The 13,702-nt window shown below is 61.6% G+C and carries 10 protein-coding genes; all 10 read right to left on the bottom strand.

All coding sequences use genetic code 11. The features are described from left to right. Positions 1–900 (bottom strand): cache domain-containing protein (locus QCE49_RS19890; protein ID WP_309806336.1); only part of this gene is annotated, 900 nt, incomplete at its 3' end. Between the two features lie 13 nt (positions 901–913). Further along, positions 914–1,504, bottom strand: a complete 591-nt coding sequence (locus QCE49_RS19885) for a methylamine utilization protein (RefSeq protein WP_239294978.1) — start codon at positions 1,502–1,504, stop codon at positions 914–916. A gap of 2 nt (positions 1,505–1,506) precedes the next feature. Beyond that, positions 1,507–1,926, bottom strand: a complete 420-nt coding sequence (locus tag QCE49_RS19880; RefSeq protein ID WP_250460167.1) for a group 1 truncated hemoglobin — start codon at positions 1,924–1,926, stop codon at positions 1,507–1,509. A 2-nt stretch (positions 1,927–1,928) separates the two neighbouring features. After that, complete coding sequence (locus QCE49_RS19875) at positions 1,929–2,831, bottom strand: DUF3034 family protein (RefSeq protein ID WP_008347389.1); 903 nt, start codon at positions 2,829–2,831, stop codon at positions 1,929–1,931. A gap of 215 nt (positions 2,832–3,046) precedes the next feature. Beyond that, positions 3,047–6,262 carry a hybrid sensor histidine kinase/response regulator gene (locus QCE49_RS19870; RefSeq protein ID WP_250460165.1) on the bottom strand — a complete coding sequence of 1,072 codons (3,216 nt, stop codon included), beginning with the start codon at positions 6,260–6,262 and terminating at the stop codon, positions 3,047–3,049. Between the two features lie 50 nt (positions 6,263–6,312). After that, positions 6,313–6,978, bottom strand: a complete 666-nt coding sequence (locus QCE49_RS19865) for a response regulator transcription factor (RefSeq protein WP_033535857.1) — start codon at positions 6,976–6,978, stop codon at positions 6,313–6,315. A 141-nt stretch (positions 6,979–7,119) separates the two neighbouring features. Further along, a complete protein-coding gene (locus tag QCE49_RS19860) occupies positions 7,120–7,554 on the bottom strand; it encodes a hypothetical protein (RefSeq protein WP_250441134.1) in 435 nt (144 codons plus the stop codon). Between the two features lie 392 nt (positions 7,555–7,946). After that, the gene (locus QCE49_RS19855) at positions 7,947–9,653 is read right to left on the bottom strand and encodes a methyltransferase domain-containing protein (protein WP_309806330.1); all 1,707 of its coding nucleotides are present in this window, start codon (positions 9,651–9,653) and stop codon (positions 7,947–7,949) included. 58 nt (positions 9,654–9,711) lie between these two features. Next, positions 9,712–11,568, bottom strand: coding sequence for a peptide transporter (locus tag QCE49_RS19850; RefSeq protein WP_250460162.1), 1,857 nt, complete (start codon positions 11,566–11,568; stop codon positions 9,712–9,714). Between the two features lie 69 nt (positions 11,569–11,637). Next, positions 11,638–13,326 (bottom strand): ShlB/FhaC/HecB family hemolysin secretion/activation protein, encoded by a 1,689-nt coding sequence (locus tag QCE49_RS19845; protein WP_250460160.1) that lies wholly within the window; start codon positions 13,324–13,326, stop codon positions 11,638–11,640. Positions 13,327–13,702: the final 376 nt, after the last annotated feature.

Raw genomic sequence — 13,702 nt, 5'->3', positions numbered from 1 at the left:
GATGCGCTTCGAAAACTGCGTGAGCGCCGCGATCGGCCGCGTGACCGAGCGCGCCATCAGCACGCTGCCGACGCTCGACACGAGCACGCCGAGCAGCGTAATGAGCAGCAGCGTCGTCTGCAGGCGCTTGAAGGGCGCGAGCGCCTCGTTGAGCGAGCGTTCGAGCAGCACGGCGACCGTGCGCCCTTCGGAGTGCAGCCGCATGACGCGCGTCGCGTAGCCGTTCGCGGCGAGTTGCGCCTGATCCGTCAGCGCGTCGCGTGCGTCGTGGGGGAGCGAGCTTGCGAGCACGCCCCATTTGCCGTCGTCGCCGACGGTGAGAAACGACACGTCGAGCGACGTAAGCGAGCTCAGATCGCGTGCGAGCGCATCGTCGACCGCGAAGCCCATCACGACCCACGCGATCGCGATGGGCGCTTTCACCGGCACCGCGACGAGCTGATACGCGCGCGGCCCGATCATGCCGAACGACGACGCATCGCCCTTCGTCGCGACGGTCCTGATGAGCTTCGGGAACGGAAACGCCATGCCTTCGCGCCCGACGCCGCCGCTATCGGCGATCAGCTTGCCGTCAAGATCGACGAGCATCACGACGTCCGCATGAACGCGGTCGCCGTGATTGCGCAGCGCGGACGCGACCGTCTTGCTGTCGTGCGTCGCGACCGCTTCGCGAAAGCCGAAGTCGAGCGCGACCACGCTCGCCGCCTGCGTCAACTGTTCGCTATTGCCGCGCAAAATCTGCGCGAATACGCGCTCGGCCACCGACAGTTGCTCTTCGGCGTTGCGATGCGCGTTCTTCAGAATCACCGAGTTGATGACGAGAAACGCCGCCGCCTGCGCGACGAGCATCAGCACGACGAAGACGAGCGCGATTCGCGCGCGCAGGCTGTGAAAGAGCATCGTGACGGGCGTCCTATTCGGCGGGGCGCAGTTGCAGCGCGAATTTCGCCGCGCCGTCCGCGTTGACCTTCTGCGTCGGCTGCGCGTTCGGATCGCTCTGGCGGAAATGCCACGCGATCACCTTGTACGCATCGGCGGGCAGATTGTCGATGGTCGCGGCGCCGTGCGCGTCGGTCTTCGCGAACCACGGCGTATCGACGATCAGCAGATATGCGACCATCGAATCGTGGATGTTGCAGCCCATCACGACGAGGCCGGGCTTGTCGAACACGACCGGATTCGCGGGAATGCCGTGATACAGATTCAGCTCGAAGCGCTTGGGCGGCGAGAACGAATAGACGTCGTGCTCGATGTTGTCCTTGTTCGGGAACGCCACCGACGCGCCCGTCTGCACGACGGAGACCATCGGCACGAAGCGCCGCTTGATCTGATCGATGACCGCGCTGGTGGGCTTCGTCGCGGGCGGCTTGCCGTTGACGGGCAGCGCATAGACGATGGCGTCGGGCACGGGCGCGCCGGCCTGATCGACCACTTGCACGCGCACGCTCCCGGCGTGGGCGATCGTCGCGCCGAACGCCAGCAGCGTGATGAAAAATTTGAGCATGTTCATTCGCGGTCTTGCACGTCGCGGTACATCGGCGCGAGCTTCGCCAGGAGTTTGTTTTGCGCGTGGAACGGCACGCCGTTCTTGTCCATCGCGGCCTGCAAGTCTTCGACGAGCGCGTTGAACGCGGCCCGGTCGATGTTCTGTCCTTCGTGCGTGCGGCGCATCGGGCGGCCGGTGTAGACGCACGGGCCGTCGAGCAGCACGCAGATCTGCTCGACGAGCTTCTGCTTGATGCGCTTGACGGGCGCGTTGTCGAAATACGGCGCGGTGCGCGGATCGGCGAGCACGTTGTCGTACATGTCGTCGACGATCTTCGTCAGCCCTGCTCGCTCGCCGAACTGTTCGTAGAGCGCGTCGTCGGCGTGCGCGTTCGCGCAGGCGAGCGTGAGAGCCAGCATTGCGGCGTGGCGGATTTTCATCGTCAGAACCCCGCCTGCATCGAAACGTAGAGGCCGCGCTGATTCTTCACCGTCGCGATGTCGCCGAGCGCGACATACGCCGCCGTCAGCGAGACGTGCTTGTTCGGCGCCCACGCGACGAACGCGTCGTACGCGTCCTGCTCGCGCGCGAACGAGAGATTGTTCGGCTTCATCCGATATTCCCCGCCGATCGCGACGTTCTTCGTCAGCAGATACGCCACCGACGACTCGAATTCCGGGTGATACGCGTTCGACTTGTCGCCGCCGAACCCGAGCAGGCCGAACTGGTTCGCCTTCGTGAAGCGCAGCGTGCCGTTCAAGAGGAGGCTTTGCGCGAGCAGCAGCTTCGTCGCGGACAGATAGAAATCGGTGCCGGAATTGCTCGCCGCGCCGACCGCTTTCACGATATCGCCCTGTTCGTTGTGCTTGAACTGCAGCCCCGCGGCGATTTGCGGTATCCACGTGTCCTGATCGAGCACGGCGTCGCCGAGCAGCCGCACCTTCACGCCGAAGATGTTCTGATTGAACTTGAAGTTCTCGCCGAGGCCGAGTTTCGCGCCGGCATCGCGCGTATCGAAACTTTGACGCGCGAGCGACAGCTCGACGCGATTCGCGACGCCGACGGTCAGGCCCCACGTGCCGAGCGCGTAATCTTGCGTGCGGATGTAGGTGCCGTGCGCGTTCGCGCCGAGTTGGCGCGCGGTGCCGTATCCGCCGATGACGGCCCACGGCGTGAGGCCGCCGCCCGCCGCGCCTTCGACTTCCGAGACGCCGCCCGTCAGCAGCAGCTTGCCGCCGGTGAGCGGCACGGCGGGCGGATCGTCGGCGAAAGCGGACGACGAGAACGAAACGAGCGACGCCACGGCCAGACTGGCGAGGCGCATCTTTGAGTAAATCTGACGCATGCGGGAGACATCGAGCGGTTGTCGGGGTTGCCGTCGCCGCCTCGGGGTGCCGCGCGACGCGTCGCGGCGAGCCAGGCGCTCTGGGAAGGTCACTCGCCAGGTAGGCGGCGCCTTTTCATATGCGTGTAAACGGCCGCTGACGGTCGAACTTGACGGCCGTTCGTCAGTTTTTGCGGGCCGAACGTTTGCAATCCGGGATGGGTCAGCGCGTCGGCCTAACCGTGGATCGTGTCGCGATGCAGGTCGCGCAGTTCGAGAAGGTCCGAGCGAATCAGCGAGACGTATGTCTCGACGTCCTCGACCCAGTTGCCCGCCTCTCTAAGCGTCGCGCGCAATTCCTCGCACTGATCGAAGAGCATGGACGGGCCGAGCACCGACAGCCCGCCCGCAAGCTTGTGCGCCCAGCGGCGCAGCGCCGGGGCGTCGCGCTGCGAGCAGATCGCGTCGAGCGCGGCGATGTCTTCGCCGATCTGCTGGACGAAGGCGGCGACATACGGCGCCGGCACCGTCGGCAATCGTGGCGGCGACGCATCATCGGCCGATGCGTTTCCTTCATCGACGGCTAACGTGCGCAACACGTCAGCGAGCACGGAGAGCGCAACCGGCTTTGTCAGATAGTCGGTGAAACCGGCGTCGCGACCACGTTGAACATCGGTCGCGCTCGCACTCGCGCTCACCGCATAGACACGCATCGACGGATCGAGGGCACGCGCGGCCGCCAGGAGTTGCGCGCCGTTCATCTTCGGCATGTCCATGTCGGTCAGCACGAGGTCCACGCGGTTCTTGCGCAGCAGATCGAGCGCTTCCTCGCCGTCGGCTGCTTCGATCACGGATGCGCCGAGCGTCAGCAACTGGTCGCGCAACAAACCTCGGTTGAGGCGATTGTCCTCGGCGATCAGCACTGTCGCGCCGGGATTCGCCGAAGCGGGTTGCAGAGGCGCCGACCGAATGGGCGACGCGGAGATCGCGTGATGCCTCCCGTCTCTGACAATCTGCACCGCTTCCCGGAACTCCTTGGCCGCGAAGATGCTGACGGCTATTTCGCCGTTCTCTCTCGCCACCGGCACGAGCGGGCCGTCCTGCGTCACGCGGATGACGCGCGCGCGATCTGTCCATCGCGCATCGATCTCGTCATCCGAGATTTCGTCGGTCGCGATGAGACAGTCGCAACCCTCCACGTTCGCCGCCGCGCCCTCGTTCGTGATGTACGTAATCGAACTGCGCTCTGCATCGAAGAGTGCGTCGAACCACTCGCGATGCTCGTTCGCCCGATACAGGATGGCGGGCCGGCCGACGAGCAAGGCATCGGCTTCGTCCGGCGACGACTCAGCCACTTGCAACGGCAGCGTGACGGTGATGCGCGTGCCGACGCCCTCCGTGCTTTCAAGCGCGATGCGCCCTTTCATCAGCCGGCACAGATGCTCGCAGATGGAGAGCCCGAGCCCGGTGCCGCGCGCTTGAGTCAGCCGGTGCGCGTCGCCCTGGACAAACGGCTGAAAGAGCATCTGACGCTGCGCTTCCGGAATGCCAATGCCCGAATCGGCCACACTCAGTGCGAGCGCGCCGTCGACCCAGCGCGCACGCACGACGACCTTGCCCGAATACGTGAACTTGAGCGCGTTGCCAAGGAGGTTGTTGAGTATCTGCGCGACGCGAATCGGATCGAGCCATAAGCGTGACGGGCACTCGCGGTCGATCACGGCGAACAAACGCAAGCCCTGGCGATTCGCGATGGGCGAATGACCGACCATCACGCGCATGACGATGTCGCGTATCGACGCCGGCTCTTCGCTGAGACGCATTTCCCCGACGTCCATCTTCGAGAAATCGAGAACATCGTTGACGACCTGCAGCAGCGCGCCCGCCGACGCCTGCATCGCACCGACGCGGGCTTCCTGTTCCGCCGCCAGCGGGCCCCTGGCGACGAGTTCGAGATTGCCGACGAGCGACGACAGCGGCGTTCTGATCTCGTGGCTCATCGAAGCGAAGAAATTCAGCTTGGCCTTGGCGGCGGCGTCGCTGGTTTCCTTCGCTTCGCGCAGCAGGCGTTCGGCTTCGTGATGCTCCGTGATGTCGGCAATGGCGCAGAACAGCACATCGGTCTTGTTGACGACCGCCGACGTGTAGGAAATCTTCAGGTGACGCGACGACTGGTCCGCTTTCTCCAGCGTGCATTCGAATTGCCAGATCACGGCGGCGTCGCCTTTTGCGGGCAAGGTCATGCCGTGTTGATGGAAGGCCACACACAGCGCGGCGGGCAGATGCATCGCGCTGGCATCGAGGTCGAGCAGGTTACGCGCGACCTGATTCGCGGCAATGGCGCTGAAATCGCTACGCAGCGCAATGCACAAACCGACCGGCGTCACCTGCACCTGCAGATGATTTAGAATCTCGCCTTCCACCGCGCGGCAAGCCTGCTCATAGGTACGCGTCAGGAAGCGGTAGTTCCAGTATCGGTATAACGCCACGAGCATAGTTGAGAGCGCCGCTTCCACCAGAACGATAACCGACACTTCCGTACGCTTGACAGCGAGATTGGTCGCCGTCGGCAAGGAAACGACGATGTGGCCGACGCCGAGCGCAAGCGGTTCCATTCGCGCGCCCCATCCGTGTCCCATGATCCAGTGGGATACGCCAGGCGGCCCCTTCTCGAGATGTTTGTCGACGAATCGCGCGTCTCCCGATGCATCGCCCGCCAGCACCGTGCCATCGTCGCTAAAGATCGTTATTTCCGAATTGAGGGCGGCGGGCCGGACCAATTTCAGCACACGCTCGACATCCACCTTCGTGAAGACAAACGCAACGGGTCGATCGTCCTTCTCGACCACCATGAACATAACGATCGTCGAACTCTCGAAACCCAGCAGGGCCGGTGCACGGAACCATAGAACGCTATGTTCTCGTGCGACGCTTACGGGATCGAGGCCGCGAGAACTCATGGTGGCCTTGGCGGTATCGACGAGTGAGCGCAATCGTTCGGTGCCGGGTCCCTCATCGGCGTCGCGCTTGGTGAAAAATTCAAAACCATACGACGCGCTTCCGTCGAACCGTGCGAATTGCAGGGAGAACGGCAAGCTCCCGTCGGGAATAGCACGCAGTGCCGCGCTGCAAATCCGGCTCATCGATGCGTCTTCGCTGTCCGAAGGTAAGGGCGCGCACGGCAGCGCGGCCCGAGGACCGTTGGGCGATGGATGGTAGTCCTGCGGGGTGACTTCGAGGAGTAGCTCGCCCGTCTTCAGCATGTTGTAACGACTGAAGATACCGATATTCACGCCGCGCATGACGGACTGGACGTCGGCAAGCTCGGTCTTGAGCGTACTATTGACCAGAAAAACGATGGCCGCGAAAGCGGCACACATCGAAGAGAAAATCAGCAAGCCGATGGCGACCGCGAAAATGCGTCGCTCGCGTTTGAGATTGTCCTCGAGCATTCGCAGCATCTGCAGAGGAGAATCTCGCGATGCGGCGAAAACATGCTCCATCAGGCTAGTCCTGCTCTGGCCGCGTATTTGACGAGATCGACGTGGTTCTCCACATGCAGCTTGCGCATGGCCGATCGCTTCTGCGTGGCGACGGTCGGAACGGATCGGTTCAGCGTGCGCGCGATTTCAGTCACCGAAAGGCCCTGTGCGAAGAGGCGCACCACTTCCAGTTCGCGGGGCGAAAGCGGCTGCTCGCGCGCGAGGTCCTGCAGGGTCGATCCATCGCGCGCCAGACGGTGTTGAATCTTAGGCGAAATGATCGTCTCTTTCGTGCTCAATGCACGAAGCGTGACCTGGCTGAGCTCGCTGGCGGGCTCCTCCTTGCTCATGATCGCAGCGACGCCCAGCTTGCACAATTCGTGATAGATGCCGCCGCTCGTCATCATGGTCAGCACAATGACGGGTATGTTCGGAAAGGACCGCTTGAGCTTGCTGATCAGCCGCAAGCCGTCTATGTCCGTCTCGTCTTCCCCCTGCATCACCAGATCGGTGATGATAAGGTCGACCGGCTCCTTTTCGAGTACGCGAAGCAACTCGGCGCCGGAATGAGCCATGGCGGCGATCGTAAAACCCGGAATTTTCGAGAATTGGTCGGCTACAGCCAACAGCACGATCGGATGATCGTCCGCCAAAACCATCCGAATCTTGTCCCCTCGTGCGTTCATATAACAACCGTTTTTTGAGTTGCCGCTCTTCGAGTCAAAACCCGAAACGTACGGCTCATTTATTGATGTAAAAGCAACTCACGAATGTCGGGCGGGCCTGAGCTATCCCGCAAAGGAAGCCTATCGGATTTTAGGACGTGCTCAATCCGGGAGAAACATCGGCGGTGTCAGAAGTGCGTTTCGCCCGGCGAAACGAATCTTCCCGGCGACACCGGCTTCACGTCCCGCACGCACTTTGTCTGTAGCGCGGACGTTTGTGCATCCTGACCCGCGCTGCTCATGCTCATTGCTTCCACGAAGCGAACTCGCGAGCTGGTCGAGCGGAATCGATGTCACCGGCGGCCTGGCCTCACGTTCGTACTTACGGCTTTCGGATAGCAGCATGCAAGCAAAGATGATCATCGAAAGGCTGAATACCAAAGCAATCGGCACGATCAAATTCCAACTCGATACCCCTAGCGCTGCTAGAAGCAGAAACGACAAGCCGAAATAAACCGACGTGAGAATCGACGACGCGCGCCCGGCCATTGCGCAGTAATGCCGAAATTTTCGGCTCAGAAATTCGAGAATTGACATGGCGATATTCAGTGCAATGGGCACGACGGTCGACCCCGGCTCATACAGGATCCGAAGGAAGACAGTGCTTACTCAGGCCAGCACGCAGGCAGAGCGAGTGCCCATCGCTCGTGACTTGCGCCCTGCCACAACGATGGTCGAATTTAGCCGACGGGCTCTCCGCTCGATATAGAAAAATATCGAAAGCCCGATATGGTCAAAATATCCGCACGATTCATCCGGGAATGGTCTTGCTTCGATCTGCGAACTTATGTAGGGAGATCGTTTTTTTCGTCATCTCCGAAGACGAAAACACCGAAGCGCGAGAGGGTCTATCGCGGAGTCTTCGGTGATTGGGCACAGCATGCAAGACATCCCGCAGACTCGCGTCTTGAGGATGTCTTATGAATTTCTCAGACGCACGTGGTATCGGCCCTTAGCATCTTCAGATGCCCGGCGATGCGCGCGACCACTTCCGACCAGTCGCAACCGTGACGCTTGCGGAAGAGACGCATCGTCGGATACCAGGGACTGTCCTCGCGGGTGTAGTGCCAGCGCCAGTCGCCGTAGAACGGCAGCATCATCCACACGCGCTTGCCCATCGCACCGGCGACGTGCGCCACCGACGTATCCACCGTGAGCACGACGTCGAGTGACTCGATGGCTTTCGCCGTCTCCGCCATCGTCGTGACTTGCGCGCCTACATCGTGGAAGTTCGCGTGCTTCTGCGCGTAGTCGGCGGCTTCGTCGGCTCCGGCGCCCTTCTGCAGGCTGAAGAACTCGATGTCCGGAATCCTGAGCAGATCGTCGAGCACGGCAAGCGAGGGCAAGGAGCGCGCGCGATCGTTCTCATGCGTGGGATTGCCCTTGAACACCAATCCCACTTTCAGCTTGTTCGGCGCGACGATCGGCAGCTTCGAAGGCACAGCGGACGGCGCACGAAGATACGGCACTGCTTTTGGCAACGCTTCGAGATCGAGCGTCAAATGAGCCGGAATCGCGTGCGGATACACCCAGTAATCGATGTCCGGAAGATTCGCGGCCGATTCGGTGCTCACGACTTCGTCCGCCTCGCCCGACGCCTCGTAAAGCTCGACGAGCGGCGGCTGACACATGACGATGACGCGTTTTGCCCCGCACTGCTCGCGGAAGAATCTCGCGAAACGCAGGAAGAAGATTTCGTCACCGAGGCCGAACTCGCTCCAGATCGCAATCGCTTTCCCCTCAAGCGACTGGCCGCTCCACTCCGTTACATGACGCGGCGGCTCGACGGTCGTGCGGCGCTTCCAGCCGAAGCGTGCCATCAATTCCTCGCGCATGCGAAAGCCCTTCTGCAGCCGTCCGCGTGCGATCTCGTGCAGCACGTGATAAAGGCGCGGGTGATGTTCCCCAGGCAGGCGCTTCACGCATTCCTCCCACATCGAGTCGACTTCTTCCAATGCGTCCCAGCGCAGCAGTTCCAGTAACACGTATCGATAAAGGTCGAAGTGATACGGATACGTACGCAGCGCTTCCCTGCATGCAGCGACACCTTCCTGCACGCTGCGCGCACGCGACGCGGCTTGCGCCAGTTCACGCGGCGACGCCACAGCGCGCTTGCGCAACACGATCTCGATCGCGCATTCCGCAAGACCCTTCGCGGTCTGGTCCTCATTCGCGTCGCGCTCGTCGTAGCCGTTGCGAACGAGCGTGACTCGCTCACAGTGCGCGACCGGCGACATCGTCTGAATCAGTTCCAGCACGTTGACGGAACGCGGCAAGCGCTTGTCTGATTTGTGGACCGTGAAGCTCCACTTATGGCGGCGATTGAAACGGCTCGGCCATGTGCCCTTACCGTAGAGATCCTCGTCCGGCACGGTCACGACCGCATGGCCGCCCGGCTTCAGCAGCTCCAGCCAGCGCGACAACGCCTTATGAGGATTATTGAGCTCGGCGAGACTATGGCTGGAATGCAGGAAGTCCAGTGTCGACTCTTTCACGCCCTCCATCTTCGTGAGATCGCCCTGCGACGAAGGATAAGACGCGGCGTTGCGCATCTTCGGGAACATGGCGACGTGAGCGGAAAGCGGATCGTCCGCAGGTCCGATGTCGATGCCCTCACCGACGAAATAGTGGTTCACGAAGGCCGGATCATGCGAACGGCGCAGGCTTGCTTTACTGGTCTCTTTCATCATTGCCTCACAGTGCTTCTGCTACGACTTGCGTATCCGCCTTCTCCTTCAGCAAAGCACGGATGCGCTCACCGAGAATCTCCGGACGGCCTTTGAAAATGAGCTTCTCCACTGCCTTGCGGCCCGCGAACTTGCGCGCGAGCTGGTTGCGCTCTTTCGAATCGTCGATGAGACGCAACGCCGCCGCCTTGTACTCTTCGGTCGTCTTCGTGATCATCCACTCCGGGAAGCCGAGACGACGGAACATACCTTCATCGATATGCTCATGCACTTCGCGGCCGGTCTTGCATACGCCGACGAGACCCGCCCACACCGTATCCACGATGCCGTTCGTGTTGCCGAACGGGAACGGATTGAGGAACATGTCGCAATCCGCGATGACCTTCATGTAGTTCGCATAGCTCTGATGCTTGTGGACGACGCCCTTGTCGCCCATCAGGCGGCGTACCAGATTGCGCACTTGCGGAAACGTGATGCCCGTCGCCTGGCCCACCAGAAAATGGAACTCGACTGGCACCGATGCTTCATTCGCGATATCCGCGCATGTCTGCAGGAAACCGGGGTTGAGCTTGATCGTCGTGGCCGCGACCGCGATCTTCACCGGGTCCGACTTGGCGCGCTTGCGCGGCTCGAGCTCGACTTCGAGCATCGCGGCGGGCGGACGATACGGCATGCCGTCCTGCGGCAGCTTCAGGAGCTTCTCGCTGAAGCACGCTTCGTCGCCGACGTAGTCTTCTTCCACGACGACGTAATCCATCGCATGACCATGCGTCGTGGCCGGATGACCGAGCGCCATCAACTGCAGCGGCGCGACGCGCAGGCATGCGAGTCCCATCGTGATCGGGAACATGCCGACGCTCGGCATGTACATCGCCTGCGCCTCGCGCGCTTCGCTCACGTCGCGAACCTGGCGCATGTTTTGCCACAAGTCGCCCTGCAACGGGATGAACTCGTGGAACACTTCGCGGCCCGCTTCATCCACACGCCCGTCATAACCCATGCCGATGATGTGGAACTTGTCGCGCATCGCGACGATGGTCTGCGAATGCGTGCGATAGATCGAATGATTCTTCGAGAACCATTCGAGCACGACCAGCAACACCGGCTTTTGTCCTTCTGCAGCGGGCCGCGCTTGGCGCTCGACATCATGAATGCCGAGGCTCGCGAGCTTGCGGCGGATCAGCGTGTTGATCGGCTTCTTGATGTCGTGCTTGCCTGGCAGGTCCGCGTAACTGCAATGCATGTACATGTCGTGCAGCACGCCCATCGGCAGGGCATCCACGCTTTCGATCTGATCGAGCCGCTCCGGCAGCCAGCGCAGAATCAGCTCGCGCTTCTGATGCGCCGCCGGCGTGCCCAGAAAGCGCGACGACAGGATGGTCGTGGCAAGGCCGGCAGCGGCGACCTTGTCATGCTTCCACAGCGCGTCCCAGTCGAGCCGCACTTCGGATTCGGGCGTGTAAAACAGCCGGAACTTGTCGATGTCCGACTTGCGCAGTTCCACGGAATAGCGTGCATCTTCGTTGACGCCCAACGAACGCAGAATGTGATCGGCATTGCGGAACGAACTCGCCGCGAACAGTCCCGCGATCCAGCGCTGATAAACCAGCGTCCTCGCAATGCCTTCTTCCGAGAAGCGAAAGGCCGGGTCGCTCAGAAGCGAAGTGATCGCGGACGTGATGCGCGTGAGCAAGTGCTCGTCCAAGATGTCCTGCGCCTCGCCGGATTGCGACCAGCTGTCGACGTCCATCAGCACGCCGTAGTTGGCGTCGATGAGCGCAAGCAGCTTGAGAAGCTCGCGGCCCGCAGCACCGTGATCACGGCGATAGCAAAGATATTCGAACTTGTTGATGCTGAATTGCATGATGTCTTCCTTCATCCTGATAGGGTGCGATGCGTTTGCCGAAGCAGCGACGACGCGCGGAAATGAACGTTAGTGATTCCAGGAAACCGAGAGCCAGACCTGCGCCGGCTTCTTGCCGGGATCGACCCACGAGGTCTGCGAAAATCCATAAGCCTTGGAGACCGCGACCGAAGCGGTCGCGCCCCACGGCGTCAGCCAGTCGACGCTCACGCCGTAGCCTGCGAGCGTGCGTGTGTTCTGCACGCCCGGCACGTTCACGTAGCTTTGCTCCCAGTTCGTCCACGGCGAGTGATTCACGCGGCCATACGCAAGATCGGAGAAGACGCCGAACTGAAGCTGATGTCCCGCGGCGACCGGCACGCGCTGATACAGGCCGAGGTTCGCCACCACGCCTTCATCGAGCGAGCCTTCGTCGGCACGATAGGCACGCACTGCATTGGGACCGCCGATGCTGAGCTTCTCGCTCGCGTCGAGGTTCTTGCTCGACACTTGCGCGTTCACGCGCGCCGCGAGGAAGGTATTGCCGCTTGGCGACAGTGCGTAGGTGCCGAAGCCGCCGCCGTAGAGCTTGGCGTAGTTGCCGGCGACGTTCCCGCTCATGCTGTCGAACGATCGGTAATCGTTGCTTTGATGGCCGAGAGTCAATGCGAGCTGGCCGCTCCATTGGTTCGTGCGAAGTTGCTTCGCGCGGTCTCCGTTGTCGGCTTGCAAGGAGAGCTGAAGCGAATCGAGCTTGCTGTGCTGAGCCGGAAAGTCCTGCAGCGAAGTTGAGGTGTTGCTGTGCAGATAGGATGCACCGCCCGATATATTGCGATCGAGCCCGCGGGTGAAGGGAAAGAGCACGCCGACCTGCTCGGTCGTGGCAACGCCCTGGATCGCGGAGCCGAGCGCCGAATTGACGTTGTACTGTTGGCGCGTCACACCGCCCGTCATGCGCAAACCATCATCGAGAATCGGCGCGCTGGCGATGAACGAGCCCGTCCACATGTTCTTGGTGGTCGTCGCCAGAGAGAACGAATAAGCGTCGCCGATGCCGAACAGATTGTTCGCCGAACCCGTCAAGCCGATGCGCGCCTTGCCCGTGGCATCAGAACCGCTGTTGTCGAGGATGATGTCGCCCGAAACCGGCTTACCCAATTGCGCGATGTTGAACACGACGTCGACTTCACCGGTTGCGCCGCCAGCGGAGATTTGCGGTGCGCCATCCATGCCGACGCCCGGCGTATCCTGAAGCAGTTGCGTCGTACGTTCGAGCCGCGAGCTGCGCAGCATGCACACGCCTTCGAGCGTCTCCTTGCCGCACAGTGCGTGCGTGATAAGACGCTGCAGCTTCTCGTCGCGAACGCGCGACTTGTTATTGACGGTGATCTTGTGGATGCGGCCCGGAAAAGCGGTAAAGCGCGCTTCGCCGCCCTTTTGCAGCTTGACCCAGTTCTCCTGGGTCATCAGCACCTGGCCGATCGGAAAGCCGCCACGGCGCAATGCAGCCGTCAGTTCGCTCGACCAGTGGTCCACGCTCTGGAGCGTTTCCGGCGCCTTGCCGAGCTTGCGCATTTCCGCGACGAGCAGATTCTTCACGACGGCTTCATCGCCGCCACCTGCGGGCACGACATCGACCTCGCCCGCGAACCGCACTTCTTCACTTGCAGCCGCATCGATAGCGGCTGCCGATTCTGCGTGGGCTACGCTAACGAGCATCAAAGAACCGGCGCACACCAACTGCCCGATCGCCGTGGCGATCTCACTCTTTCTGAACATTCCAATAACCTTTGCGTTGAACAAGTGCGCTGCGATGTCATCCTTGTCTGGCTCTGCGGAATCACGTCAGCACGTAGATGCAAAGGTTACGGGGCCACCTCTCTCAATCGAATAGAAGAAGTTCTAAAGTCCCTGACGGATGGCTCACGACGTACGCGATGTGTCTGCGAGAAGCAGCATTCATGGGGCTTCGCGAAGCAGACACGTCTTTCGAAATGGATCGTTTCGCGCCGATCGCATAGCGACGTGATGCGCGAACGAAAAAAAGCCCGGCGCGAGGCCTAATGCCGTTCAGTTAAGGTCTTTTCTTAGATAGCGAACGGTGTACCGTTTAGGGCGGGATTTGACGACCCGGTCGCATGTGCGTCCGGGTCGT

This window comes from Caballeronia sp. LZ008 (assembly GCF_031451435.1).
Taxonomy (GTDB): Bacteria; Pseudomonadota; Gammaproteobacteria; order Burkholderiales; family Burkholderiaceae; genus Caballeronia; species Caballeronia zhejiangensis.
This window is presented reverse-complemented; position numbering and strand designations above follow the sequence as displayed.